23 protein-coding genes are annotated in these 26,255 nt (G+C 39.6%); 10 read left to right on the plus strand and 13 right to left on the minus strand.

The genetic code is table 11. The features are described 5' to 3' along the window. Window positions 1-365: 365 nt before the first annotated feature. From QZ019_RS03345 to phnX, 5 genes are read left to right on the plus strand one after another with little or no spacing between them, the layout of a single operon-like run. Entirely contained in the window at window positions 366-1,121 is a 756-nt protein-coding gene (locus QZ019_RS03345; RefSeq protein ID WP_294565270.1) for an ABC transporter ATP-binding protein, read from the plus strand. Window positions 1,122-1,123: 2 nt separating this feature from the next. Then, a complete protein-coding gene (locus tag QZ019_RS03350) occupies window positions 1,124-2,809 on the plus strand; it encodes an ABC transporter permease subunit (protein ID WP_295482304.1) in 1,686 nt (561 codons plus the stop codon). After that, a complete protein-coding gene (locus QZ019_RS03355) occupies window positions 2,806-3,780 on the plus strand; it encodes an extracellular solute-binding protein (protein ID WP_295482306.1) in 975 nt (324 codons plus the stop codon). The genes QZ019_RS03350 and QZ019_RS03355 overlap by 4 nt, the downstream gene beginning before the upstream one ends. A gap of 1 nt (window position 3,781) precedes the next feature. Then, entirely contained in the window at window positions 3,782-4,891 is a 1,110-nt protein-coding gene (gene phnW, locus QZ019_RS03360; protein WP_295482309.1) for a 2-aminoethylphosphonate--pyruvate transaminase, read from the plus strand. After that, on the plus strand, window positions 4,884-5,678 hold the full coding sequence (gene phnX / locus QZ019_RS03365; RefSeq protein WP_294565259.1) for a phosphonoacetaldehyde hydrolase: 795 nt from the start codon (window positions 4,884-4,886) through the stop codon (window positions 5,676-5,678). The genes phnW and phnX overlap by 8 nt, the downstream gene beginning before the upstream one ends. Before the next feature lie 66 nt (window positions 5,679-5,744). On the opposite strand, the gene QZ019_RS03370 is transcribed toward phnX, so the two are convergent. Together QZ019_RS03370 and QZ019_RS03375 are read right to left on the minus strand one after the other, a co-directional pair. Continuing rightward, window positions 5,745-6,242, minus strand: a complete 498-nt coding sequence (locus QZ019_RS03370) for a DUF2846 domain-containing protein (RefSeq protein ID WP_009142414.1) — start codon at window positions 6,240-6,242, stop codon at window positions 5,745-5,747. Window positions 6,243-6,401: 159 nt separating this feature from the next. Further along, a complete protein-coding gene (locus tag QZ019_RS03375; RefSeq protein WP_295482312.1) occupies window positions 6,402-7,535 on the minus strand; it encodes a polyamine ABC transporter substrate-binding protein in 1,134 nt (377 codons plus the stop codon). A 403-nt stretch (window positions 7,536-7,938) separates the two neighbouring features. Here QZ019_RS03375 and QZ019_RS03380 point away from each other — a divergent pair, with 403 nt between their 5' ends. Both QZ019_RS03380 and QZ019_RS03385 read left to right on the plus strand, forming a co-directional pair. Further along, entirely contained in the window at window positions 7,939-8,844 is a 906-nt protein-coding gene (locus tag QZ019_RS03380; protein ID WP_295482314.1) for a L,D-transpeptidase family protein, read from the plus strand. Between the two features lie 54 nt (window positions 8,845-8,898). Further along, window positions 8,899-11,508 carry a hypothetical protein gene (locus QZ019_RS03385; protein WP_295482317.1) on the plus strand — a complete coding sequence of 870 codons (2,610 nt, stop codon included), beginning with the start codon at window positions 8,899-8,901 and terminating at the stop codon, window positions 11,506-11,508. A 41-nt stretch (window positions 11,509-11,549) separates the two neighbouring features. Here QZ019_RS03385 and lnt read toward each other — a convergent pair whose 3' ends face one another. The 7 genes from lnt to QZ019_RS03420 are packed head-to-tail and all read right to left on the minus strand — an operon-like array spanning window position 11,550 to window position 17,707. Beyond that, complete coding sequence (lnt, locus tag QZ019_RS03390; RefSeq protein ID WP_295482320.1) at window positions 11,550-13,145, minus strand: apolipoprotein N-acyltransferase; 1,596 nt, start codon at window positions 13,143-13,145, stop codon at window positions 11,550-11,552. A 1-nt stretch (window position 13,146) separates the two neighbouring features. After that, complete coding sequence (locus tag QZ019_RS03395; RefSeq protein WP_295482323.1) at window positions 13,147-14,004, minus strand: HlyC/CorC family transporter; 858 nt, start codon at window positions 14,002-14,004, stop codon at window positions 13,147-13,149. 13 nt (window positions 14,005-14,017) lie between these two features. Continuing rightward, the gene (gene ybeY, locus QZ019_RS03400) at window positions 14,018-14,491 is read right to left on the minus strand and encodes an rRNA maturation RNase YbeY (RefSeq protein ID WP_294565242.1); all 474 of its coding nucleotides are present in this window, start codon (window positions 14,489-14,491) and stop codon (window positions 14,018-14,020) included. A gap of 12 nt (window positions 14,492-14,503) precedes the next feature. Beyond that, window positions 14,504-15,586: a PhoH family protein gene (locus QZ019_RS03405; RefSeq protein ID WP_295482325.1), complete on the minus strand. Its 1,083-nt coding sequence runs from the start codon at window positions 15,584-15,586 to the stop codon at window positions 14,504-14,506. Window positions 15,587-15,589: 3 nt separating this feature from the next. After that, the gene (gene miaB, locus QZ019_RS03410) at window positions 15,590-16,948 is read right to left on the minus strand and encodes a tRNA (N6-isopentenyl adenosine(37)-C2)-methylthiotransferase MiaB (protein ID WP_295482327.1); all 1,359 of its coding nucleotides are present in this window, start codon (window positions 16,946-16,948) and stop codon (window positions 15,590-15,592) included. Between the two features lie 6 nt (window positions 16,949-16,954). Further along, window positions 16,955-17,545 carry a Fic family protein gene (locus tag QZ019_RS03415; protein WP_294565239.1) on the minus strand — a complete coding sequence of 197 codons (591 nt, stop codon included), beginning with the start codon at window positions 17,543-17,545 and terminating at the stop codon, window positions 16,955-16,957. A 3-nt stretch (window positions 17,546-17,548) separates the two neighbouring features. Beyond that, entirely contained in the window at window positions 17,549-17,707 is a 159-nt protein-coding gene (locus QZ019_RS03420; RefSeq protein ID WP_295482329.1) for a hypothetical protein, read from the minus strand. Between the two features lie 195 nt (window positions 17,708-17,902). Here QZ019_RS03420 and QZ019_RS03425 point away from each other — a divergent pair, with 195 nt between their 5' ends. Beyond that, on the plus strand, window positions 17,903-18,295 hold the full coding sequence (locus QZ019_RS03425; RefSeq protein WP_295482332.1) for a NirD/YgiW/YdeI family stress tolerance protein: 393 nt from the start codon (window positions 17,903-17,905) through the stop codon (window positions 18,293-18,295). A 42-nt stretch (window positions 18,296-18,337) separates the two neighbouring features. Here the strand turns inward: QZ019_RS03425 and glk are convergent, their stop codons facing one another. Continuing rightward, window positions 18,338-19,315, minus strand: coding sequence for a glucokinase (glk, locus tag QZ019_RS03430; protein WP_295482336.1), 978 nt, complete (start codon window positions 19,313-19,315; stop codon window positions 18,338-18,340). A 369-nt stretch (window positions 19,316-19,684) separates the two neighbouring features. On the opposite strand from glk, the gene QZ019_RS03435 reads away from it, so the two are divergent. Continuing rightward, window positions 19,685-21,667: a YjhG/YagF family D-xylonate dehydratase gene (locus QZ019_RS03435; protein ID WP_295482339.1), complete on the plus strand. Its 1,983-nt coding sequence runs from the start codon at window positions 19,685-19,687 to the stop codon at window positions 21,665-21,667. 258 nt (window positions 21,668-21,925) lie between these two features. Continuing rightward, complete coding sequence (locus QZ019_RS03440; protein ID WP_277296301.1) at window positions 21,926-22,825, plus strand: AraC family transcriptional regulator; 900 nt, start codon at window positions 21,926-21,928, stop codon at window positions 22,823-22,825. 87 nt (window positions 22,826-22,912) lie between these two features. On the opposite strand, the gene QZ019_RS03445 is transcribed toward QZ019_RS03440, so the two are convergent. From QZ019_RS03445 to QZ019_RS03455, 3 genes are all read right to left on the minus strand, one after another. Next, a complete protein-coding gene (locus tag QZ019_RS03445) occupies window positions 22,913-23,848 on the minus strand; it encodes a DMT family transporter (protein ID WP_277296300.1) in 936 nt (311 codons plus the stop codon). Between the two features lie 158 nt (window positions 23,849-24,006). Further along, window positions 24,007-25,032, minus strand: coding sequence for an alpha/beta hydrolase (locus QZ019_RS03450; protein ID WP_295482343.1), 1,026 nt, complete (start codon window positions 25,030-25,032; stop codon window positions 24,007-24,009). After that, window positions 25,029-26,255: MFS transporter (locus QZ019_RS03455; RefSeq protein ID WP_307761566.1), on the minus strand; the 1,227-nt coding region annotated here is incomplete at its 5' end. The genes QZ019_RS03450 and QZ019_RS03455, both read right to left, overlap by 4 nt.

Genomic DNA, 26,255 nt, shown 5'->3' on the forward strand with positions numbered 1-26,255 from the left:
TAACTTGTAAAGTTAAAATTTAAAGAAAAATTATATTTTGATTAAAATTGGTGCATTTTGGTCGCTGAAGAAATATTAGTTCAAAAATTAACAATAGCTTTACATGTTAAATAAACGGATGAAAAAAGCTGCTTTATTTTAGATAAACATTTAAATTTTTAACCTGAATTTTACATGTTATTTATAATTGGATTGGCTTTAAAGTTATTTAATATCAGTAAGGAATCAGTCATTATCGGACGGTTTGTGTAAATTTATATTTAACAATTGTTATTGAAAATAAACATTAAGTTAACGTTTCACTTATATGCGCTTAATTTCGCATTTTTATAATTTTGCCAAATGATCAACTTTGGTGAATGAAAATGTTGGAACTTAAGAATGTTTCTAAGAGTTTTGGCTCAAATGTAGTCCTTAAAGATATAAGCTTACAGATTAAAACCGGTGAAATCGTTTCTATTTTGGGACCGTCAGGATGCGGTAAAACAACATTATTAAATGTAATTTTAGGTTTAACTGATTTGACGTCAGGGGAAATTTTCTTTGACGGAGAAAATTTAAGCAATGTCCCAATGAAAAAACGCGGTTTTAACATTGTGTTCCAGGATTTTGCTCTGTTTCCGAATTTAAATGCCTATGAAAATATAATTTACGGTTTGCGCAACAATCCTCAAGCCTCTACGGTGCAGGAAGTTCGCGATTTGATTGATTTGCTTGATCTTGAAAAGCATTTAAATAAGCGCATAGATGAGCTTTCAGGCGGACAAAAGCAGCGTGTCGCAATCGCCCGTACTTTGGTAATGAAGCCCAGACTTCTTTTGCTTGACGAGCCTTTATCCGCACTTGACGGCATGATTAAAGAATCAATTAAAGCCAGAATCAAACAAATTGCCAGACAATTCAATCTTACAACTGTCATCGTTACCCATGATCCTGAGGAAGCTTTGTCTCTTTCCGATAAGGTTCTTATCTTAAACGGCGGATTGATAAGTCAATATGCCGACCCTTTAAGCATCGTTCATAAACCTGCCAATACCTTTATAAAGGATTTCATCTTAAGACAGCTCACTATTAAGCGTGACAATATTTTCCGATTGTTTAACACTGAGATGGCGGCTTAACTATGTTGGCTTTTTTAGGAAAAGGGCAATTTGAGCTCAAGCTTTCTTTTGTCCTTATACTTCTTATTCTTGGTATTTCTTTGGTTTATCCGCTATACAGCGTGTTAAATCAGTCATTTTTTAATGACAGCGGCTTTACTTTTGACAATTATCTGACATTTTTGTCAAAAGACAGTTTTTGGCAGTCATTATTTAACAGCTTTAAAGTTTCAGGTGCTGTAGCTCTTTTTGCCACTACTATTGCATTTATAAGCGCCTACGGTCTTAACTTCTGTGCTTATTCGCAAAGACTTAAATCGGCAATTGAAATTATTATTCTGTTGCCGTTATTCCTGCCGTCAATTACATACGGATTTGCGGTGATTTATTCATTCGGTCGTCAGGGATTGATAACCAGGCTTATAGGGCAACTGCCTTTTTCCATTTACGGATTTTACGGTCTGTTGATTGCCGGTGTTATTTATACTCTACCGCCTGCGTTCATGATTTTAAACAACGCGTTTAAATATGTAGATAAAAATTTCATCACCGTATCTAAGGTTATGGGCGACAGCAAAGCACGTACTTTTTACATAACAGGAATTCGTCCTGTCGTTGGTTCGATGGTCGCTGCTTTTATTTTATCGTTTTTCTTAAATTTCACTGATTTCGGTATCCCGACATCAATTGCCGGCAAGTATGATGTTATCGCTACCACTTTATACGCCACGATGATGGGAGCTGTTCCGGATTTTGCCAACGGATCCGTAGTTGCTATGGCGATGCTGGTTCCGTCAATTATCGCGATTGTGCTTTTACGCTATTGCGACAAATTAAATTTCCGTTATAACAAGATTTCGCTGGCCCATCCTGTTCCCGACAAATTGCGTGACGGCGGATTTTTAGTGTTCTATTTGGCTTTAACACTGATGCTGCTGTCGGTATTTGCCATCATGTTCATCGTTCCTTTCGTCAAAAGCTGGCCGTACCAGCCGTGGTTCACCCTTGAAACGGTCAAGCGCATATTTGCCGAAAGCGCAATTTTCGGCGTATATATAAATTCTTTATATGTTGCACTATTGACTGCCGTTTGCGGAACCATTCTTTGCTATCTTGCCGGAATGATTAACGCCCGCTCACATCTTAACGGTTGGTGCAAGAGTTTGATGGACGTATTTGCAATGGTTACCAATACTGTTCCCGGTATGGTGCTTGGCGTCGGCTTTCTCTTCGCGTTTACCGGTACGTCTCTTACTAATACTTTCCTTATTTTAATAATCGCAAATGTGGTTCATTTCTTTACGACCCCTTACCTGATGGCAAAACAGGCTTTTTCCAAAATGAATGCTTCCTGGGAAACTACCGGAGCTCTTATGGGAGACACTTGGTTTAAAACGGTAAGGCGTGTGGTTATTCCTAATACCAAGAGCACCATTATCGAAATGTTCTCATACTTTTTCGTCAATGCTATGGTCACGATTTCGGCAATCGTTTTCCTCGCCGGAGCAAGAACTATGGTAACGACCGTGAAAATCAAGGAGTTACAGTACTTTGAGAAGTTTGACGCTATTTTTGTTCTGTCATTATTGATTTTCTTCACCAATGTTGCGGCTAAATTGATTCTGGATCGCCTTGCGGTCAGAAAATCAGTTAAATCCGCGAAAACTACTAAAACAGAAACTAAAACCCCACTTGAGGCTTTATCATGAAAAAATCATTTATCGTTAAGTCATTATCTTTAGTTGTAGCCGCTGCTTTATATAGTTCAGCAGCTTTTGCCGACAATGAAGTCGTCATTTATACCAATGCCGACGAAGAGGCACAGGTTGCTATGCGTCATGCTCTTGACAATAACGGCTTTGAAGGTCAGTACCTCATGCAGTCCATGGGAACTTCTGAACTCGGCGGTAAGTTGATAGCAGAAGGCAAGAATATTGAAGCTGACGTTTTGACTTTAAGCTCATACTATCTTGATTCAGTACAGTCAAAAGACAAAGTTTTTAAAGATTTAACTTTTGATCATAAAACTGTAAACGGTTCGGATACTGCATATTATGCTCCGATTTTAGGTGTTACCGGTTCAATGTTCGTTAATACCGAAGTTTTAAAACAAGACGGACTTACTGCTCCTAAGGCTCTTGCAGATTTGGCAAAACCTGAGTACGCAGGTCATATCTCTATTCCTGATATTACCGGTTCTTCAACCTCTTGGCTTTTGACCCAAGCTTTAATTAAAAAATACGGTGAGAAAGAAGGTACCGATATTGTTAAGCAAATCGAAAAGAATGCCGGCGATCATCTTGAAATGTCAGGCTCTGCTCCGCTTAAGAAGCTGCGTGCCGGTGAAGTAGCTGTAGGTTTCGGTTTGCGTCATCAGGCTGTTGCCGACAAGAAGAACGGTTTGCCTATTGATTACATTGATCCTGAGGAAGGTAATTTTACTCTTATCGAGGCTGTTGCCGTAGTCGATAAGGGAGAAAACACCAATCCTAATGCCATGAAAATTGCTGAGTGCATCATCAAAAACGCACGTACCGAATTGCTTCAGAACTATCCTGTAGCTTTATATCAAGGTGAAAGCGTTGATGAAGAATTAAAGCCTAAGAATCCTCAGACTTTCCCTGAAAAACTTACCACTGAATTGCTCGTCAAGCACCAGAAATTAGTTAAGGGCGAATAAAGTGAAAGATTTGAATACTTATAAGCTGTTAACACCGGGACCTCTTACTACTACCCCGACAGTAAAAGAGACAATGTTAATTGATCGTTGTACTTGGGATAGCGATTATAACGCTATCACTCAGGAGATAAGACATGAGCTTTTAAGGCTCGCTCATGTGGATAACGGTCAATATACTGCGGTTTTAATGCAGGGAAGCGGTACTTTCGGAGTAGAGTCAGTTTTAACATCCATTCCGGCAAAAGATGATACCGTGCTGGTGTTGGTTAACGGAGCATATTCAAAGCGCATGTGCTCAATTTTAGAACATGCCGGCATTAAGTATGAAACTTTAGAGTATGCATGGGATGAAATCCCGGATACTAAGAGCGTAGATGATTATCTTAATGATCATCCGCATATCTCCATGGTATCCATGGTTCATTCAGAAACCACTTCAGGTCTTTTAAATGACATTGAGTCCATAGGAAAAATCGTCAAAAAATACGGTAAGATTTTCATTGTCGATGCTATGAGCTCATTTGGTGCCGTTGATATTGATATGGGTAAAATCGGTATCGATTTTCTCATTTCTTCTGCCAATAAATGCATCCAAGGAGTTCCGGGATTTTCTTTTATCATCGGCAGGCTTGAGGTACTTTTAGCCAGCAAAGGCAATGCACGATCATTATCTTTGGATTTATACGATCAGTATGACACCATGGAGCATCATGGCGGCAAGTGGCGTTTTACTTCTCCGACACATGTCGTAGCAGCATTCAGACAGGCTTTACGCGAGCTTGAAACAGAAGGCGGACAGCCGGCTCGTTTGGCCCGTTATAAAAAATGCAACAAGCTTTTACGCGATGGTATGGAAAAACTCGGATTTAAGGCTTATATCAAAGACGAGCTTCAGGGACCGATAATTACTACTTATCTGTATCCTGAAAACTTCAAAGTTGATTTTTCCGCAATGCATGAGTTTTTAAAGCAAAACGGCTATGTGATTTATCCCGGAAAACTTACCGATATCGATACTTTCCGGCTTGGAAATATCGGTGAAATCTATGAAGAGGATATAGAAAAGATCCTGTCTTTGTTTAAGGCCTACAAGGAGCAAGCTGATGCCTAAACTCCAGTGCGTTATTTTTGATTGGGCCGGAACTACTGTTGATTATGGGTCGATTTCCCCGGTCAAAGCTTTTATGCAGGCCTTTAAGTCTGCAGGAATTGAAGTTACTGAAGAAGAAACCCGTATTCCGATGGGCATGTTAAAGCGCGATCATATAAAGACAATGCTTGCTATGCCGAGAATTCACGATTTGTGGGTTGATGCTTATCAAAAAGAGCCTGATGAAGACGATGTAGAACGTATTTATCAGTCTTTTGAACCTTCATTATTCAGTGTTTTGGAAAAGTGCTGCGACTTAAAGCCTTATGTGCTTGAAGCGGTAGAATTGCTGAGAAGCCAGGGGATTAAGATTGGTTCTACAACAGGGTATACTGCTTCAATGATGGAGGTGGTTACCGAGTGTGCCAAAAAGCAGGGATATGAGCCTGATTGTTTGGTTACTCCAGAGGAAACTGATAATTTAGGTCGGCCGTTCCCTTATATGATATTCAGAAACATGCAAAAACTCGGTATTAAAAGCGTTAAGCATGTAATGAAAATCGGTGACACGCTTTCTGATATTAAGGAAGCAAAACACGCAGGTGTCTTTGCCGTAGGCGTTACCCAGGGCAGCTCCATTATGGGCCTGTCAAAGGATGAATGGTCCGCTTTATCGATAATTGAGCAGGATAAGCTTAATATGAAAGCAGCCATCACTTTTTATGAGGCCGGAGCTGATTTTGTTATAAATTCACTTGCTGATATTCAGCTGGCAATTAAGCTTTTTGAATCAAGAAAGAAAAAATAGTTAGAAAAGAGAAAGGCTGACTAAAAAATTTTTAGCCAGCCTTTTTGCTTTTACAAGTGGTGACGCCTAATCAAACAATGTACTTAAATGAAAATCTGAATAGCATTTACCAGTTTTTCCCTGATCCATTTTACTAATGGCTTTTTTACCGACACTTTCTGTAACTTCAGCTAGTTTTGCCGTATAGATTCCGGAAATAAGGCCTTCGACCGTAGGCGTTTGTCTGAAGAAATAATTTTTGCCTCCGCTTATGTAAACTTTAAGTTCATTCGGAGATACTACAGATTCACTGGCAACAGTGTGATATATGTTTGCCGGAACTTCTTTATATAAAAAAACATTAGGGCCTGTTGCTCCAAGGCAGTCTCCGTCAAGATAGACATCAAGCCTCATTCCGTCTCCTGCAATCGTGGACGGTCTGTAAACATAAATTCCGGCTTTATCGGGATCAGGCTGCTTAAATATTTTGGCAGCTTCGCTTTGTTCTTTATTTTCAAGATCAACGCTAGCGCAGCCAGCTAAGATAAAAGTAAGAGCAAATATGGCGATAAAAAGTTTTTTCATAATTCTGTCCCTCAAAAATTGATCAGGGCACACTATAGCATTTAAACATACAAAATTGCTACAAACGACAGTAAAAATTGACAAAAATATAAATTTTGAATGTAAAATAATAAAAAAGCGCATTTAACATGCGCTTTTTGTCTATGAAAAAATGGAAAATTATTCCCAGCCTGAAGCTTCTTCATTGGCTGAAGCATCGGCATTAAGCTTCATCGCATTCCAGACTCGATTGGTAATACGCGATACTTTGCCCGACGGAGTTTGCGGGAAATAGGCTTTGCTTAAAAGCTCAGGAGTTAAATTAACGTTAGGATCGGCCGATAGTTCCGGATCAAGATTATCCATAGCTCCTTTTACCGGAAGAATATAACGGATTTCATTAGATACGGATTTTGCCACCTGCGGATCTAAAAGATAGTTAAACCACGCATGAGCTCCTTTATAGTTTTCAGCTCCGGCAGGAATCGTCCAGCAGTCAAACCACAATAAGCTTCCTTCTTTAGGAAATACATACTTAATGCGGTAATCACGGTTTGCCTGAATAGCTCTTTTATCCGCCTGCAGAATGTCGCCTGAATAGCCGATAGCGGCGCAAATTTCTCCTGACGCTAATTCATTAATATAGCGGGAAGAATGGAAGTAACGCACGTTAGATGCCAAATCGGTTAAAAGTTTTTCAGCCTCATCGTAATCTGAAGATTTTTCAGAGTTCGGATTTTTGCCTAAATAATGCATGGCAGCTGAGATGACTTCAATAGGAGAATCAAGTACAGCAATGCCGCATTGCTTTAATTTATCTGAATTTTCTTTTTTAAATAAAAAGTCCCAGCTGTCGACTTTAAAATCAGGCCCGAAAATTTCGGCTATTTTTTTGTCGTTGTAGGCTATGCCGAGGGAAATTTCAGTGTACGGATACGCGTAATCATTGTTAGGATCTATAGTACGCAATATTTCCATACGCTTGTCATCAAGGTTTGACCAATTCGGAATTAAAGATTTGTCGATTTTCTGGAGAGCTCCGGCTTTGGCAAGACGCGGTACGTAGTAACTTACCATCATTACGGCGTCAAAACCGGTTTTGCCTGACAGCAATCTTGCCTCTACCATTTCGTTAGAGTCAAACATTACATAGTTGGCATTAAGACCAGACGCTTTGGAAAAATCCGCAACGGTGTTTTCTCCGATGTAATCGCTCCAATTCCAAATGTTGACTTTGTTGTTGTCATCAGCCGCGGCTGCAGCAGATGTTAATGCAACAGTTAAGGCGCACAATGCGCATTTAAATTTAAACATCCTCTTAAACTCCTGTTAAGGAATTAAATGGGCCGCAGGAAAAAGCCTAAGTCCTGCGAATATATTCATTACCTTAAAAAGTACGAACAAGCAGATTTTATATAAACATGATGTAAAAAAATATAAGTACCTTTAAAAAGTTAAAAATTAATTTGATAATGTTTCTTAGTTGGGCATATATGTTTGAAAATGATGCACAAATATTAAAGCAGCTATAGAAAACCTCATTTTTACTTCAATCGGTCAGGAAATGAAAAATGCTACAATAAACATTATTGTCCGTTCATTGCGGTATCTTTAAACATAAGATTGGTTTGGACAATCAAATCATATTAAAATAACAAGTTAAGTTTCGTTTTAATTAAAATATTCAATTTTTAAAGCCAATAAAGAAGAAAACAAAATGTTAAAAAAGACCCTTGCCTTATTGATATTGCTAGCAGGTGCGGCACAAGCTGCTACTTATCCGGTTGACGACAGCACTAAGATTGTCGGCAAGGAAGATACTTATAAAATTTCAGCTACCGGCACCACGACTATGGAGTATGTGGCGGCCCATTATCAGCTTGGTCTTTCAAATATGATAGAAGCCAATCCTTATGCTGATCCGATTGTTCCTAAAAACGGTACTAATTTGGTAATTCCCGGAAAAGTTATTCTTCCTGATACCGTACGCAATGGGATAATTGTAAATTCAGCTGAAATGCGTCTTTATTTTTACCATAACGGACAGGTTGATATTCTGCCTATAGGTATCGGTCAATTAGGCACAGATACTCCGCTTAATTGGGTAACTTCCGTGCAGCGTAAAAAGGCCGGACCTACATGGACTCCGACAGCGAAGATGCATGCTGAGTACCGCGCTCGCGGTGAATATTTGCCGGCAGTGTGGCCCGCAGGCCCTGATAATCCCATGGGACTTTACGCTTTATATATAGGAAGACTTTATGCCATTCACGGTACTAATGCCGATTTCGGTATCGGTTTGCGCGTAAGTCACGGCTGCGTGCGCCTTAGAAATGAAGATATTGAGTACTTGTTTAATAATGTACCTGTAGGTACCAGAGTACAGTTTATAAATCGTCCTATTAAATACGCAATTGAAGATAACGGTAATATCTATATTGAAGTTCATCAGCCGTTGTCTCGTACCGAGGACGAGTTTGAAACTTTTGAAAATATCCCTTTTAGCTTTACCAAAGATGAACTTGAGTTTTTCAAGAACCCTGAAATTAATCAGGAAATTTTAAAGAAAGCCTTGGAGGAAAGATCGGGACGTCCGGTTTGGCTGAATCCTCCGGAGATTTAATTTAGGTTTTGCTTTAAGTTGTTAAAGCTCTTTTGGATGCTGTAGGTAATAAAGATGAAAAAAAGCGCTTTAGCCTTATCTGTAGTATTAGCTTTATTCGGTTCCTTGACCGTATTTGCTCAGGATAATGGAGAGGCAAGCGCTTATTCTTTAAATGAATCATCACCGGTTTTTGCAAAAGATACCGGAGTGCTTGATAAAGTAACTGATTTGGTAGCATCAGGAGTCGGGCAAAAAAAATCATCTTTAAACAATAATATTTTTGTTTACTATCTTGAAAAAGATGAAGCAAAGATAAGTTCTTTTTATAAGACTTTTAATTTAGGACAGGTCCCTCAGGTTAAAGAACAATTTCCTTTTTTCTTGATTTCGCAGTTAAATCAGGGTTCTGCGTTTTTTTCTTCACTTTTTTCTGCTTTTGAAGATAAGCCCTCTTTGAGGATCCCCATTGTTCTTGATGATAATTATCAGGATAGAGCCCGTTTTTATGATGTTATTCATAAGAATGGACAATGTCAGGGATTGTCTTATACAGCAGCCAATCTTCTTGGGAAATGTAAATCACCTAAATCAGAAGCTTTTGTTCAGTTAAGTCTTACTCATCCGTATGTAACGCAGTTTGGATTATTTAATCAGGAAACTCCTAATTTGCCTGATAATTCAGGACGTACCAATTATGCTACGTTGGCGATGATTGCCGATGCGAGATTTTTAGGTGTGGACAGTTCTTTTGACGGTAGTAAATTTAATTTGCCGTTTACTTCTTTTGATGAAAAAACTTTTGTAAAAGAACATAATCTTTTTTTATCTGAGCTTGGCGGATTGGAAAATAATCGGAGCTTAGTTTTAAATAACAATCTTTATTTTTGCGGTGATCATGTAAGTCAGCTGCTTGGAAAAGGAACGCAAGACTCTGTTTTTGATGTAGGAAAAGGCAAGAAGGGAATTCCTCTTGTTTATGATAAAGAAGGACAGGTTTTTTTAAATTTAAGAAATTCCTTGCTGTCGGATTCACCTTTTAAAAATTATGGTAATTTCCTTGAAATTGAGCTGGCTTTATTTGAGGACTTAGGTTTTCCGACAAGAACGCGCGCTTTTTACGGTAATAGCATATACGGATCAGGAAGTATTGCAGAGCCTTCTTATTATGAATTGGAAAGTACTTATTCTTTTTATGACGAGAAAAAACATAGCTATGTAAAAAATTTACCTTCAGAAACTCCATTGGGAGTAGGTTTACATGTCTACGGTGACTATAACGATATATTACAAAACGGTAATATTTTTACCGAAGGTTTCGGTGCTTTAGGAATTCGTATTGACGGCAGCAATAATACGATTACCGTACCTCAAGCAACGCGAATTATTGCTAACGGTAAAGACGGTAGTGCCGTAGTTTTCAGTTACGGTTCAGGCAATAAAATTAATGTTGACGGCAGACTTATTGCAAATGGCGAAGACGGTGTTGCCATAAAAGCAAATTTCGGATCTAATGTTCATTCCAATCTTTATGAGAGCAGAGGGTCATATCAGGCCAACCGTACCATTGATTTTAAGACAGGCCAAAAAGGCTATGATGCCGCTATTTCAACAAGTATTCCTGAAGAGTTGCGCCATCCTGCTGTAGATAAAATCAATATCTCGGGAACCGTTTCAGGAAAAGGCAGTGCTATTTTTATGGACGGCAGTGCTTTAGTAAAAGAAATCAATTTATTAAAGCGTGCCAATATTTCTGGTGACATCGTTTCATTATGGAATTTTGAAACGGATAAAAGCGGTAATTTAGTTAATATTGCTGATGTCGTTGGGTTGATGCTTCCGCTTAAGCTGCAGCTTACAAAAGACGATTTGGATGTTTATTCTAAAGAAGCGCTTATAAATAATGTTTTGTCTACATCAATAAATATCGGTGCCGACGAGCGTTTTTTATATCATGACAATCCTCATTACTTCGGCAGCGATCCTGATGCATACATTGATATAGAAGGAAAAATCATCGGTCAGAACATCAATGTGAATGTTTTAGGCGGACAAACCATGCTGCATGGCGCTTTAGATATTAATAATCTTTATATAAGAAATTCTAATCTGCGTGTCGATTCACAAAGCGGACGAAATATTGAAGTCAATTCATTGGTCATGGACGGATATGGTGTTTTGGACTTGTCAAACGGATTTAAAAATCGTTTGATAATTGATAAGCAGCTATCTTTGCATAATGATTCAAGAATAAGAGTTGATGCCGATCTTTCAGGACGGATAATTGATGAGTTTGAACTTGATGCGCGATATATTGTCCCGGGACGCAACCTTAATTTGGAGCCGGCTTTAAAATATAACGATCTGCGTCGTCTGGGCTCTGATCCTAAAGCTTTGTTTAAATTCATATCTAATTTTGTCAGCTCGGCAAACAGCATGTTTTCTAATGTGAATATTTATATTCCATTCCCTAAATACGTGTGGGACAGTTCAGGAATGTACGGCAGGGCAATTCGTTATTCTTCTCGAGGCTGCCGTATCGGAGAGTTTTTGGACAATAGTAAAATTCAATCCGAAAACTTATCTACTTTGCAGATAATTTTCTCTTTTTGCGGATTGATCCTTATGTGCGGCGGAGTTTATTTATATTTCAGGTTCAGTGCGAAGGGAAATAGCGGACATTAACTTACAATATGCGGAAAATTTTGTTTTTCCGCATAAATCATTTAGGGCCTTATTAAACTGCGTAAGTTTTCATCAAGTTTTGAGCTGTGATGATTGCGGATAATAAATCCGCAGCAAAATACTATAAACAGCATTATTAAGAAAGGAATATTGCCAAAGCGCGCATAAGGCGTAAGTCCTTTTGTTAAAGTAACTTGACTTGAAAGCACGGAAGCTTCATCTGCCGGAATACTGGCTATATTGCCTTGTGCATCAATAATTGCGGTTACCCCGTTGTTGGTGGAGCGCAAAATAGGTTTTTGCAGTTCAAGGGCTCTTATCTTTGCTATCGCCAAATGCTCAAGAGGTCCGCGCGTCTTACCGAACCACCCGTCGTTTGACACCATAACGATACCGTTTATTTCTGCATTATCAGCATTGCGGATAAGCTCCGGAAATATAGATTCATAGCAAATAACCGGCAAAAGATTAAATGAAAAGACATTAAATGGATCTTGCTGTTCCTGACCTTTTGAGAAACCGGACATAGGAAAGTTGAAAATAGAGCCTAAGGGGCGTAAATATTTTTCAAACGGAACGATTTCTCCAAAAGGCACTAAATGCTTTTTGTCATAGCGGGCAAGATTATCAAATGAAAAATTGTCTTTATCCCCTAACAGAATCATTGAGTTAAAGCTTTCTTTGGTGTCTAAGTCAATGTGCTGAATTCCGGTTATAAGTCGGGCGCTTTCGTTGTTTACAACAGCGTTTAAATCATTAAGAAGTCCGCCGCATTCCTCTATATATAAAGGAATTGATGATTCTGACCAGACAATAAGGGTATTGGGTTTTACGTAAGGCTCGGTTAAATTCCAATATTTGCCGATGCTCGGCATTATGTGTTTAGGATCCCATTTGACTTCCGGCTGTATATTTCCTTGGACTAAAACGACGTTTAATGTACCGGAATCAACAGTAAAGCGGATCCCCATGGTAAGAATTCCGAAAACAAAAATGATGCCTGCAGCCGGTAAATATAAAAAACGTCTTGTAGCGGTTAAGGCTAAAGCTCCGACAAAAATATAGGCAAGAAGGTTAATGCCGCGGACTCCGATTAGCGGAGCGTAAGAAGAAAAAGGCCCCGTTTGCATGGCATTGCCTATATACATCCAAGGAAAACCGCTAAATAAATAGCCTACAATAAAATCTGCAAGGCAAAAGCTTACCGGCATAAAACATGCAATAGCTGATGTTTTTACCTTTTTGGCAATGACAAATGAAATTACGGCACAAAGAGCGTAGGGAAGCGCTAAATAAAAAGAAAAAAGGATTTCTATTGTTAACGATGCGAAAATCGGCAATTTGCCGAAATCTTCCATTACGAAATTAAGCCAGGAAAGGGTTACTGCGTTTTGAACGGCAAAAAATAGGAGAACGGCAAAGAATAGCTGTTTTTTGGTATCAAGATTAAAACACAGTAAAAAAAGCAGAAAATAAGCGGCAAGTATGGCAACAAAACTTGAATACGGAGCGAATCCGAAACTTGCTAAAAATCCTGCTGCGGCCGTACTTAAAATAATGCCTTTTTTAGAAGTAAAAAAGGCTTTTAGTACGGCAAGATTATTGATGTTATCGAGAAATTTTCGAATAAAAATCATTTTATTCCTGGACTGCTGTCTGCTGTTCTTTACGTACCTGCAGTAATTGAACCTGACGATGAGTGGCGCTTAATACTTTAAAGCTAAAGCCGTTGATGCTGACGCTTTCATCCTTTTGCGGAAGATGACCTAAAGCATGGATTACCATGCCGGCTACGGTATCAACGTCAACTTTGGGCAAAGTGGTTTTAAAGAAATCGTTAAAAGCTTCAATGGGAGTCTGACCTTTTATCAGGTAAGAATCATCCGCGCTTTTTATGATATCGTCGGTTAACGTTTCTTCTTCGTCATCATATTCGTCGCCGATATCACCGACGATGAGTTCCAAAATATCTTCGATGGTTACAAGACCGCATACTCCGCCGAATTCATCGACTACGACAGCCATGTGAAAACGGTTTTCCTGAAATTCGCGCAGCATGGAATCAACCCGCTTGAATTCGGGAACGATTACCAAAGGATGAACCAACTTATCTACGGTAGGTTTGTTTTCATCTGAACTTATGGCATAAGGCAGTAAATCTTTAGCCAATAGAATACCGATGATGTGATCTTTATCTTCACAGATTACCGGATAGCGGGAGTGACGGTATTTTGCAATGATCTTAACAGCGTCCTCGATACTGCAGTTACTGTCGATAGTAATCATCTGCGAGCGCGGGATCATGATATCGCAAAGACGGCGCTTGGAGATTTCAAAAACTCCTGAAATCATGCTTTCAGTATCGTCATCGATGATATCGCGATCGCTTGCATCTTTAATCATGTCTGCAAGCTCGCCTTTATCGTTTGGTTTTATTCCATGCAGTAAGCGGTTTATAAAATGTGCACTTTTGGTTTTCAGACTGTCAGAACTCATAGAAAAAATTTCCTTAGTTGTTTGTTAAATCGCCGTACGGATCGGGATAACCAAGTTTTGTTATGATTTTAACCTCAAGAGGTTCCATTTTGGCGGCATCTTTTGCTTCAATGTGATCGTAGCCTAAAAGATGCAGGCATCCGTGAACTATTAAATGGGCAAAATGCTCTTTGTATGTTTTGTCCTGGGCTTTTGCCTCTTTTCTGACGATTTCGTCGCAGATTATGAGGTCGCCAAGTAAAGGAAGTTCCACTACGTCAGGACATTCAAAGGGAAAAGATAAAATATTAGTGGGGGAGTCTTTGTGGCGATAGTCCCGGTTTAACTCTTGAATTTCATCAGGGGCAACGATTCTTACGGTAATTTCACTGTCTTTATGATAGTCAGCACCGCTAAGGGCACTTTTTGCCCATAATGTAAGCTCTTCAATATCAGGTAATGGCTCTTTTTGATCAATTGCCACCTGTAAATCGATATTTACGTTCATTTTTAATAGCCGTTAAATTCCGTTATCTTTTGTCAAATCATTATTTTCTTTATCTTTTAATTCCCGATACGCTTTTTTGCGCTCTTCTTCTTTTTTATCGTAAAGTTCATAGGCATTAACTATAGCTGCCACTACCGGATGTCGTACCACATCTCTTGATTCAAAGAAAGAAAAGCCGATGCTGTCAACGTCTTTTAAAACTTCAAGAGCATGCTTTAGTCCGGATTTTATATGTTTTGGCAAGTCAATTTGACTTGGGTCTCCGGTTATTACAGCTTTGGAGTTAAAGCCGATGCGAGTTAAGAACATTTTCATTTGCTCAATGGTAGTGTTCTGCGCCTCGTCAAGGATAATGAAAGAATCATTTAAGGTTCGACCGCGCATATAAGCAAGCGGAGCGATTTCAATGATTTGTCTTTCGATAAATTTTTCAACTTTTTCAAAGCCGAGCATTTCAAATAAAGCGTCATATAGAGGACGCAGGTAGGGATCGACTTTTTGAGAAAGATCGCCGGGTAAAAATCCGAGTTTCTCTCCGGCTTCAACGGCAGGACGGGTAAGAATAATGCGTCTTACTTCGTTGCGTTCAAGAGCGTCTACGGCGGCAGCTACTGCTAAAAAGGTTTTTCCGGTACCGGCAGGGCCGACACCGAAGCATACGTCGTGGGTATTGATTGCACTTATATAAGTGCTTTGATTTTCGGTACGGGCTTTGACCGTTCCGCGTTTGGTTTTAAAAGAGGATGCTTTGGCGTAAAGGTTATCAATAGAACCTCTGTTTTTCTCCTCCTCTTTATTACTTTCCAGTTTTATCCTTTCAAGGATGGCAAGATGGACTTTTTCAGGGGTTATATCCTGAATTTTATTGCTTTTACCGATAGGTGCCGTCTCAACGTAAAGATTTTTAATAATGTATTCAGCGTCTTTGCAGGCTTTGTGCTCTCCTTCAATATGGAAATGAGAGCCGCTGTAAGCAATGGTTACACCAAGCCTTTTTTGAATTTGAACTAAGTTTTCATCTTCAGGACCGATTAAGTACGCAAGACGATTTTTGTCTATAGGTTCTAAGATGAAATCTAAATGGTTATTTTTCATAATTTATTTAATTAATTGGCCTTTTAATGTATGAGACATGACCTTTATTATATCGACATCTACCATTGAGCCGATAAGATCGGTACTGCCTTCAAATACAACAATACGGTTATTTGAGGCTCTGCCTTTAAGTTCATTGGCATCTTTACGCGAAACGCCTTCAATTAAGACCCGCTGGCGGGTATTGAGCATTTTTTGGCTGTAGGTTAAAGCATACTCTTCAAGGCGGGCCTGCAGAGTATACAAACGTGATTTTTTGACTTCTGCTGAAATCGGATCTTCAAGAACCGCAGCGGGTGTTCCCGGGCGTTTTGAGTAAATAAAGCTGAAACTTTGATCGAATTTTATGTCATCGACAAGACGCATTGTTTCTGCAAAATCAGCATCGGTTTCACCGGGGAAGCCTACGATAATGTCGGTTGACACATGGATTTGGGGACGCGCTTTGCGAAGCTTTTCTATAAGCTCACGATAAGAATCAGAGGTATAGCGGCGGCGCATCAATTCAAGGATTCTGTCTGAGCCGCTTTGTACGGGAATATGTACGGCATCGGCAATCACATCAAGGTCGGCAAATGCCTGAACGATATCATCGGTAAATTCCATCGGATTTGATGTGGTAAAGCGTAAACGCTCAACTCCGTTAATCGCTGCAATTTCATATAAAAGTTCGCTAAAGGAACAGGTAAATCCGTTATCACTGATACCGCGATATGAATTGACGTTTTGTCCTAACAGATGAATTTCTTTTACGCCGTTTGCGATATGAAGTTTAATTTCATCAAGGATGTCTTTTTCAGGACGAGATTCTTCCTCGCCGCGGGTATAGGGAACTATGCAGTATGAGCATTTGTTTGAGCATCCTTCCATAATCGTGACGAAAGCTGACGGACCGCGTCTGCCGGGATTTGGCAATGAGTCGAACTTTTCAAGGGCATCGCCTTTGACGTCAACTATCGGTTTACCGGTATTAAGAAATTCACGAATCATATCCGGTAAACGATGAACGGTTCTGGGGCCGAAGACGATATTTACATTTTTATCAAACTCAATAATATCCTGGGCAAGTTCAGAACCTACGCATCCGCCTAATGCAATGACGGTATTTTCATTGATAATGCCTTTGGCTTTCCAGCTTGCGATTTGATTGAAAACTTTATCTTCAGCTTTGGCACGGACAGCACAGGTAACTAAGACGATAATATCGGCGTTATCAGGCTGACTTGTTTCCATAAAACCTGAACTTGCAAGCAAGTCGCGAATGCGGTCAGCATCATAAACATTCATTTGGCAGCCCCAGACAGCTACGTGAAAGCTGCCTACAGGCATTATAGGGGTGCTGTTAAATTTAAAATCTTGCATATTTTTTTAGTTTTTAGGGTAAATACACATTTTATAAAGTTCGGTAAGAATGCTGTCATCACCGTTGAAAGAAGCGATGCTTGCTTTTAGCATCATGTCTTTCGGGCATCTTGAATAATCAGTTTGAAGATTCAAAGGAAGCAGCAATTCTCGAATGAATTCGCGCTGAGCTCGTCCGTTGCCGTCACGGAACGGATGAATTGCGTTAATTTCGCCCATATAAAAAGCAGCGCGGGCCGGAATATCGTCTAAACTTGTGTTTTTAAGATATTTTTCTTCTTTTAGTTTTAAAAAAAGCTTGTCAAGTTCGCGCTCAATGTATTCACAGTGGCAGAACATTAATCCTTTGGCAATATCAACACGCCTGAATTCACCTGCAAAAGGGTAAATATCCTGAAAAATATACTGATGGATTTTTTTTAAATGGGCAGTATCAAATTTACCATGAATCGGTTTTTTCAAAAGCTCGATTAAACGGGCAGCCGTTATGGTTCTTTCTACTTTTTTTAATTTTTCAGTATCTTCAAGACCGAAGTTGTTTATAAGAACTTCGGTACCTTTGTAGCAGTATATATAATCAGACAGGGGATGACTCAAGATTCATGCGGCCTTGCGGTTCTTTACGGCATTAACGACAAAATCACGAACCTGTTCGAAAGTAACACGTCCGTCGGCAAAGTCTTTAAGAAGTTTTTCTTCATCTTGGGTCAGTTCTAAATTTTCCATCGCCAAGGTGGCTTTTACTTCATCGATAAGCATTGATGCTCCTTAATTTTCAATTACCTGTTAATTATACCAAAAATAGTGTTAAAACCGCGATTTTTGTGCCTTATAGCACATAATTTTTTTATGTTTTTTTCATGGGTGATTTTAAAAATTGAGAGTTGTTTTGCGCGGCTAAGTTTGAGCTAATTTTTTTTAATTAATATAATAAAAATATAGGAGGATTTTTTGATGAAAAGAGTAATTATTTATCTTTTCTGCACATTGCTGCTTATTATCGGTTCAGCATCTGCAGGCATGCACGACAGATTTCATCACGGTCCTCGCGGATTCGGTCACGAACGTTTAATGACTGTAAGTGAAGTTCGTAAAAATATTAGTGACGGACAAATGGTATTTCTGCAGGGTCGGCTTACTAAGTATTACGGCGGTGAGTACTATGAGTTTACGGATTTGCAGGGAGATACCATTGAAGTTAAGCTTGATAGCGATAGAAATTGGTCTTATCTTAAAAAAGATGAACCAATTGATTTAATCGGTAAGCTTGACAAGGATATGTTTTCTATAAAGATAAAGGTAAAAAAAGCATATCCGACAAAGGTTATGACAGATTCTGGAAATTAAATAAAAACGGCTCTTTTGAGCCGTTTTTTCTTTGCAAAAAAATTACAATACGGCGCCTAAAGATTGACGTAATAAAGCTCCGGCGCCTAAAAGTCCTGCTTTGGTATCAGTGATTACATAAACGGGAATTCTTGCCAGATATGGTTTAAAACGGCCTTTCTCTTCGAAGGCTTCACGGAATTTTGAATTCTTGAAGAATTCAATAAAGCGGGGAACCACGCCGCCGGCGATATATACGCCGCCGAATGTTCCCATGGTTAAAGCAAGATTTCCGCCAAAACGTCCCATAAGACGACAGAAAGTGTTTAAAGCTTCAAGGCAGTCAGGATCGGCGGGATTTGCCAATGCACCGGCAGTAACATCGGCAGGGGGCATGTTTTCTTTAAGTCTTTCATTACGCATTGCGATTGCTTCGTAGAGGTTGACAAGACCCGGGCCTGACAGAACTCGCTCTGCTGAGACGTGACCGATTCTGGCTCTTAAAGTAATAAGCACCATATCTTCGCTCATATTTCCCGGTGCCAAATCGACATGTCCGCCTTCACCTGGCAGAGGAATCCAGTGATCATTTACATGAATGACGTGTCCTACGCCAAGGCCGGTGCCGGCGCCGTAGATCGCTATAGGTGCAGAAGGATCTGGTTCTCCGCCGCCGATTTTTATCAAGTATTTTGGATCAACGCAGGTAACGGACATTGACATGGCGGTGAAATCATTGATAACAATGAGCTTCTCAAGACCTAAGGAACTTTTCATCTGTGACTGAGAAAACTCCCAGGGGTTATTAGTCATTTTGACGTAATCGCCGGTAATCGGACAGGCAATGGCAATACATGCCGATGTAAATTTGGCATTGGTTTCCTGACGGAATTTTAAAATACAGCTTTCAAGCGAGTCATTTTCAAGTGCTGAATAAATAATTGGGGTTGTGATAGTTCCGTCTGCAAGGTTGCATAAAGCAAGACGAGCATTGGTGCCGCCGATGTCGCCTATAAGTGCATATCCTGAAAGCTGTGCCATAAATATTTCCTCAAAACGTTGAAGGATAAGTGTGTTATCCATTAAATTGTAGTCTTTTTGACTCTTTTTCTCTACTGTCGACAAGTTGAAATTTGATGTAAATGTTCATGTTTTGGCTCAATTGAAATTAAAGGTTAATTTAGTGTAATTTTCTGTCATTTTTGTGTAGTAAATTAATTAAGGCAAAAATCAACATGATGTAAATTTTGATGATTTCAGATGCAACGGCAGGGTAATCATGTAAGGCAGAGTGCAATATTTTTTAGAGTTTCGGTTATTTGTTTGTAGAATAGATTATATCTTTAGTTTTTCTATATACGGTAAATAAGTTCAACATATAGAAAAAAATAAAAATTTTTGAGGATATATATGCTTAATGTTTTGTTTAGTAATGATAAAGACACTGTTTTAAAACCTCGGACTAAAGCAGCAGGACCTGAAGGAGCCTTACCGCTTAACCACGACCTTTTGCGCTATAGCCCGTCGGGAGATTTATTCGGTATGACGATGGATGCAGGCATCGGATGGGATCCTTCGTGTCTTCGTGATGCTGAAGTGCTGATTTTAAGCAATTTAGGCGGAATGCGCGGTTTTGACGGAAAGCCTGTTGCCCTTACATATCATACCGGTAATTTTGAACTTGGTATGCTGGTTGAGGCAGCATCAAGAGAATTTGCCAAAGAGCATATAACTCCTTTTGCTGCATATGTAACCGATCCTTGCGATGGACGTTCTCAAGGAACGCATGCCATGTTTGATTCATTGCCGTATCGCAATGACAGCGCGATGGTTTTAAGAAGACTGATTCGCTCCTTACCGACAGCAAAGGCACTTATGGGGGTAGCAACATGCGATAAAGGCTTGCCCGGCATGATGATGGCATTGGTCTCCTGTCATGATAAGCCCGTTATTCTGGTTCCCGGAGGTACTACTTTGCCACCCGTTGAAGGAGAAGATACGGGGAAAGTCCAGACGATTGGAGCTCGTTATGCCAATAATGAAATTTCATTAGAGTATGCGGCAGCGGTAGGCTGCAGATCGTGTGCGTCCGCCGGAGGCGGCTGTCACTTTTTAGGGACTGCAGGAACTTCTCAAGTTGTTGCCGAAGCTTTAGGTTTGGCTTTAACCCATTCGGCTTTGGCTCCTTCAGGAGAGGAAATTTGGCTGAAAATCGCTCGTGACAGTGCGATAGCTTTAAAAGAGCTGTTGTTAAAGGGAATAAAAGCTCAAGATATCATCACTGATAAAGCTATTGAGAATGCGATGATTTTGCATGCGGCTTTCGGCGGTTCGACCAATTTGCTTTTGCATCTTTCAGCAATTGCTTTCTCGGCAGGGTGCAAGATTCCGACAATGGATGATTGGAACAGAATTAACTTAGAGGTTCCGCGTATAGTAAGCGTTAATCCCAACGGACCGATACCACATCCTACTGTTCGCGCCTTTTTATCAGGCGGGGTTCCTGAAGCAATGCTGAAGTTGCGCAGACTGAACATTCTCCATGAGGACGTTATGACTGTAACCGGTATGACTTTAGGTGAAAATCTTGATTGCTTTGAAGATTCCGAGCGCCGCTATGCTTTAAAACGCCATCTAAAGGAAGAAGACGGTGTTGATGCCGATGACGTTATCATGGATATTGATAAGGCAAATTCACGCGGACTTACTTCAACAATCACTTTCCCTAAGGGGAATATCGCACCTGAAGGCGCAGTAATTAAATCTACCGCTATTGATAAAAGCGTTATCGGCCAAGATGGCGTGTATCGCGCCAAAGGAGCGATTAAAGTATTTGTGTCAGAAGAGGATGCCATTAAAGCGATTAAGGACGGAGCCATCGTTAAAGGCGATATTATGTGCGTCATAGGAGGCGGCCCCTTGGGTACGGGCATGGAAGAGACCTATCAATTGACTTCTGCTCTTAAATATCTTCCTTTCGGCAAATACGTAACACTGCTTACCGATGCAAGATTTTCAGGCGTCTCAACCGGTGCCTGCATAGGTCATATCGGTCCTGAAGCTTTAGCCGGAGGTCCTATAGGTAAACTACGTGACGGTGATATTGTCGAGGTTGTAATTGATACGGTTAATTTAAGCGGAACGATAAACTTTTTGGGAACAAAGGATAAACCGTTAACGGTTAAAGAAGGGGAAGCTGAACTTGCCAAAAGGAGCACTCATCCTATGGTCAAACCTCATCCCGACCTTCCTGATGACACTGCTTTATGGGCTGCTTTGCAGGCTGTAAGCGGCGGTACGGCACGAGGCTGTGTTTATGATGTTAAGCGTATTCTGCAGGTACTTGAATTAGGGCAAAAAGCGCTAAAAGAAAAGGAAAATTCAAACGTGTGATTTTAGATGAGTTCCGCATCATATAGCGGTGCGGATCTTGTTTGTGAATGCAGTGATGATTATTTCTTTAATCGTTTGCTCCTCTTTGCATCTCTTTTATTACTTTACCTGTAGAGTAGGATCACAAAATATCACACGGGATTTGTATCCTAAAGATCCGTCTGTCAAAAATAAAATTTTTGTAAATATAATAAAGGAAAGTTTTAGATCTATCGGCTATATATGTTTAAAGCATCGTAGTTTTAAAAGAATACGCATATGGAAACAAATCAACGCGAAGAATTATTAACTAAATTACAAAAAATTGTAGACACCAAGTGTCCAGGAATCGGCTCGTTTGAATCTTCGGTACCTGATTTACGCTATGCTCGAAGATCAAATGAAAAAAATGAAATCGTTCATTGTTTTTACGACAGCTGTATTGCTCTTGTGCTGCAATGTTCAAAGGAAGTGACCGTAGGCAGCATAAAGCTTGCATACGGGCGCGGCAGCATGATTTTGGTTACTGTGGATATGCCAAGCAGTTATCGCATTATTACTGATGATGAGAATTCAAACTTTTTGGCATTATCGCTGCATCTTGATCTGAATTTAATCGCTCAGTTAAGTTCTAAAATGCCGGTGGATAATTCGGAAATAGAACCTTTGGCTTTTAAGGTTGAAGAGGCAAACGATGAAATTTTGGGGTGTTTATTACGTCTTGTAAATTGCGATGATGATCCTTTAAAAGCTAAAATTTTGGCAGACCCGATTAAGCAGGAGCTGTATTTTCATCTTTTGCGCGGACCTTTCGGTCTTCGTCTGCGTAATATTTTCGGCCGCGAATCATACGGAAAAAATATGATTCATATGGTTGAGTTTTTAAAGAAGCACTATAAGGAAAACTTCAGTATTGATGAGCTGGCTGCCAAAGCGAATATGGCAAGTCCCACTTTTTTTAAGCACTTTAAAAAGTTTACGTCAATTTCCCCTTTGCAGTATCAGAAATATTTAAGGCTGCATGAAGCAAGACGCCTTATGCTAGTTGAGGATTACAATGCGTCAAATGCGGCTTTTGAGGTCGGCTATGAAAGTCAGCAGCAGTTTAATCGAGAATACAAGCGATTATTCGGCTTGCCGCCAAAAGAACATATTAATGAGTTGAAAAAAGAACTGTAAAAACTTTAGTTTTGCTTGTGTCTTAGTAGAGTTTGTCACCCGCGTCAGTAAACAAATCATGACGAGGTGACAATTAACGGCTTACTATTAAGATCTCCAACGCCACAGTTTGGTACGGTTGTTGAGAATGAGCTTGGCTTTTTCCTTTAGTTCAGAGCCGGCAATCAACACCAGCACACCGGTTAAAATTAAAGCAATTCCGATAGCCATTTTTATCGTAAAAAGTTCGTTAAATAGTAAAACTCCGATAGCAACAGCGGTAAGCGGTTCAAGGGCTCCGATAATTGAGGTAGGAGTAGATCCGATTAACTTTATTGCTTTAACCATAAAGGTTAAAGAAATGATGGTGGGAACGATGGCAAGGAAAATAGCACCCATAAAAGCAATCGGGCTGTTTAAAGGCAGCAAGTGATTGCTTGGGGCGGTAAAGGAAAATAGGGTTACGCCTAATAAACAAAAAATTGCCATATAGAAGTTCATTTTTATCGCGGACATCATAAGCTTGCTTTTATTAATGAAAACCATGTAGACGCAGTAGGATACGGCGGAACCTAATACGCATAAAACTCCTTTTAGATTAAATCCTTCTCCGTCACCGCGATATAAAAGAGTTATACCAAGTAGCGTAAACACGATAGCAATTAAAATGGTAAAGGACAGCTTTTCATGAAATAAAAGCGCCATGGTCAAAGCTACGAAAATCGGGTAGATAAAAAATAAAGTAGACGCAAGACCCGCGTCCATATAAAGGAAGCTTGTAAAAAGGGTTAAAGCCGAAACACAGAACAATAAGCCTAAAACGGCTAGAGATATTAGCTCATAAAGTGAAACTTTAAAGCTGATCCCGTTCATGAGCATAACTACGGCAAAACATACGGTAGCCAGGATAAAGCGATAAAAAATTACTGAGGAAGGGTTAAAACCTTCGCCGTACATAATAAGTCCGCCCAGGGGATTTGTACCGTACGAAACTCCCGCAATGATAGCGCAGAAAACTCCCCATGCCTTATCTGTATTAATCATTTTAAGAATACCTTACAAGAGCAAAGTTAAATTAAAATTTTTATTACAAAATGGCTGGCATTATAAAAATACTTTGTTAAAAAAAAATTTAACTTTTAGAAAAAATTTTTTCACGGTAGCCGGAAGTTAACGATGTCATTGTAGGACATAAGATTGTTTTACTTTTTTCTTTGCTGCCTTTCCCAAAATTCGACGGCTTCATTTAGCCAATTCTCTGCAATAGTATGAGTGCCGAGACCGAATCCGTGTCTTAACTCTTTATAGTGATGAAACTCAGTATCGATATTTAATTTTTTTAAGGCGTTGATGCGCATTTGCATAATACGCCAATCAGCAATTCCGTCATTTTCTCCTACGCAGGCAAAGGTAGGAGGATCGTTTTTAGTATATTCATCGTGTCCCGTGTACTGCATGATAACTGCGCCCGGACGAGGTAACTTAGCACCGCCGAAAGCATACGGACCGTATGAGCCGAGCCATGCTGCCATTCTGGCACCGGCAGAACCTCCCCAGACAGAGTAGCAGGATGTAGAGATTTTAAATTTATCTGCGTTATTAAAAATGAAGGAAATCGCTCGAGCTAAGTCTTCAACAGCACTTTGTGCTCCCGGTCGATAAATTAGGGCAAAAGCGTTATATCCTTTTTTAGATAGTTCAAGTGCGTGCGGAAAACTGTCATGAATAGCTCCTACATAGGCAAAACCGCCGCCGGCGTTGCAAACGGCAAAAGGGTATCCTTCTTTACCCTTAAAGAAAAACAAACCTGTATCTTTTTTACTCGGATCGGCTGCTTTTTCTTTATTACTGTAAATATCAAAAAATATTTGTCTGCCGTTTGCAGCTTCAGTTTTTAAATAATTGACAATCTCAAGAGTTTTAGTCGGATCGATATTGCTGTACCATGCAAGTTTTAAATCTTTTACGGTATCACCGCTCATAAAATATTTATTAAGCGGAAAGATCATTTTCCCGTAATAGGAAAAAACAGGATCGCTTGTTATTTCATCAATAGGAGTGTTTAACGAGTAAAGATTTACAGGTTTGGATGTTTGCATGTTTTTTGTGTTTAAGCTGACGTCAGCAGACGGTATAAAAGAATCGGATCTGCCTTCTGAATATGCGCAAAGCGGCAGAAGCGATGCGGCATAAATAACGGAAGATATAAGAATATTAAATACTTTCATTTTATCGGACTTGCCTTAGGTTTTAACAGCTGCTTTTTTAAGGGATGATCTTTACCGTGAACAAAATAGTAAAGGACAGCTGCTAAAAAGGTTAAAACTGAAAGAGTAACAAACATAAATGTAAAATTGAAATTGGTGGCAATAATTCCGCCTAAAGCAGGGCTTATTCCCACACTTAAATCAAAAAATATAAAAAAGGTTGAAGTTGCCTGGGCATAGCGCTCTTTTGATACCAAGCGTAAAGCGAGTGCTTGGCCTGCTGATTGAAAGTTACCAAAGCCTAAGCCCTGGAAGAATCCGGCAAGTAAAATTAGCGGTGCACTGTTGGCAATAGATACTAATAATAAGGCTACGGCAGTTAACAAAATTGAAGGGTAAAGTACCAAATTTTCGCCGTAGAGATCAAAAAGTCTCCCGGAAATCGGTCTGCTTAAAATAGTAGTGATAGCCGAAATCAAAAAGAAGAAGGCAGCTGCTTCCTGAATGTCTCTTTGTGCTGCAAAAGTAGCCAGGTATGAAGCAAGAGATCCGTAACCTAGCCCCATGAAAAGAGCAACGGCTGATATAGACATAACTTTTGCGTCTATATAATTGCTTAATTTAAACCAGGCATGACCATGCGATTTTATTTGAGGAATATTAAGAAACAGCCTTATTACAAAAGAGATAACACTTAAGGTAAGAACGCTTGAATACAAGACGTTAAATCCTGTTTCGTGCATTAAAAACATGCCGAGAAACGGACCTAAGGCAAGGGCAAGGGCGGTACTTAAAGAAAATATACTGACGCCAAGTCCCATCATAATCGGCGGGACACAATAAGCCATTACCGTTCCGGTAACTGTTGCAGTAGATCCTAAGATTAAGCCTGAGAGAAATCTTATTAAATATAGGACATATAGATTATCAATTGTGAAATTGGGCAATACCAAAAGAGCGTATAAAAAAAGAGTCAGACTCAATAAGATTTTGGGGCTTATTATCTGTATGAGATTTCCTGAAATAAAGCGGCCCAAAAGACATCCTATAACCATAAAGCCGAGGCTTGCACCTGCGGCGCTTAAGCTTACGTTGAAAGTCTGTTCGGTAAAGCTTGTTGTAGTAACGAAAATCTGATAATAGGCAAGCATTATAAGAAAGTTAATGATTGTAACTATATTGAAATTACGAGAAAAAATTAACTTCAGATCTTCGCTTTTAAAATTAATTTTCATTTTTGTAAT

Source organism: uncultured Succinatimonas sp., assembly GCF_905203285.1.
Classification (GTDB): domain Bacteria; phylum Pseudomonadota; class Gammaproteobacteria; order Enterobacterales; family Succinivibrionaceae; genus Succinatimonas.

What these genes read in the sequence shown, in the direction of transcription:
- QZ019_RS03440 (WP_277296301.1), top strand. Translation starts at nt 21,926, where the DNA reads ATGGAAACAAATCAACGCGAAGAATTATTAACTAAATTACAAAAAATT.
- phnX (WP_294565259.1), top strand. Translation starts at nt 4,884, where the DNA reads ATGCCTAAACTCCAGTGCGTTATTTTTGATTGGGCCGGAACTACTGTT.
- QZ019_RS03420 (WP_295482329.1), bottom strand. Translation starts at nt 17,707, where the DNA reads ATGCTTATCGATGAAGTAAAAGCCACCTTGGCGATGGAAAATTTAGAA.
- QZ019_RS03370 (WP_009142414.1), bottom strand. Translation starts at nt 6,242, where the DNA reads ATGAAAAAACTTTTTATCGCCATATTTGCTCTTACTTTTATCTTAGCT.
- QZ019_RS03355 (WP_295482306.1), top strand. Translation starts at nt 2,806, where the DNA reads ATGAAAAAATCATTTATCGTTAAGTCATTATCTTTAGTTGTAGCCGCT.
- QZ019_RS03435 (WP_295482339.1), top strand. Translation starts at nt 19,685, where the DNA reads ATGCTTAATGTTTTGTTTAGTAATGATAAAGACACTGTTTTAAAACCT.
- QZ019_RS03375 (WP_295482312.1), bottom strand. Translation starts at nt 7,535, where the DNA reads ATGTTTAAATTTAAATGCGCATTGTGCGCCTTAACTGTTGCATTAACA.
- QZ019_RS03350 (WP_295482304.1), top strand. Translation starts at nt 1,124, where the DNA reads ATGTTGGCTTTTTTAGGAAAAGGGCAATTTGAGCTCAAGCTTTCTTTT.
- QZ019_RS03405 (WP_295482325.1), bottom strand. Translation starts at nt 15,586, where the DNA reads ATGAAAAATAACCATTTAGATTTCATCTTAGAACCTATAGACAAAAAT.
- glk (WP_295482336.1), bottom strand. Translation starts at nt 19,315, where the DNA reads ATGGCACAGCTTTCAGGATATGCACTTATAGGCGACATCGGCGGCACC.
- miaB (WP_295482327.1), bottom strand. Translation starts at nt 16,948, where the DNA reads ATGCAAGATTTTAAATTTAACAGCACCCCTATAATGCCTGTAGGCAGC.
- ybeY (WP_294565242.1), bottom strand. Translation starts at nt 14,491, where the DNA reads ATGAACGTAAATATCGATTTACAGGTGGCAATTGATCAAAAAGAGCCA.
- QZ019_RS03385 (WP_295482317.1), top strand. Translation starts at nt 8,899, where the DNA reads ATGAAAAAAAGCGCTTTAGCCTTATCTGTAGTATTAGCTTTATTCGGT.
- QZ019_RS03425 (WP_295482332.1), top strand. Translation starts at nt 17,903, where the DNA reads ATGAAAAGAGTAATTATTTATCTTTTCTGCACATTGCTGCTTATTATC.
- QZ019_RS03345 (WP_294565270.1), top strand. Translation starts at nt 366, where the DNA reads ATGTTGGAACTTAAGAATGTTTCTAAGAGTTTTGGCTCAAATGTAGTC.
- QZ019_RS03445 (WP_277296300.1), bottom strand. Translation starts at nt 23,848, where the DNA reads ATGATTAATACAGATAAGGCATGGGGAGTTTTCTGCGCTATCATTGCG.
- lnt (WP_295482320.1), bottom strand. Translation starts at nt 13,145, where the DNA reads ATGATTTTTATTCGAAAATTTCTCGATAACATCAATAATCTTGCCGTA.
- QZ019_RS03395 (WP_295482323.1), bottom strand. Translation starts at nt 14,004, where the DNA reads ATGAGTTCTGACAGTCTGAAAACCAAAAGTGCACATTTTATAAACCGC.
- QZ019_RS03380 (WP_295482314.1), top strand. Translation starts at nt 7,939, where the DNA reads ATGTTAAAAAAGACCCTTGCCTTATTGATATTGCTAGCAGGTGCGGCA.
- QZ019_RS03450 (WP_295482343.1), bottom strand. Translation starts at nt 25,032, where the DNA reads ATGAAAGTATTTAATATTCTTATATCTTCCGTTATTTATGCCGCATCG.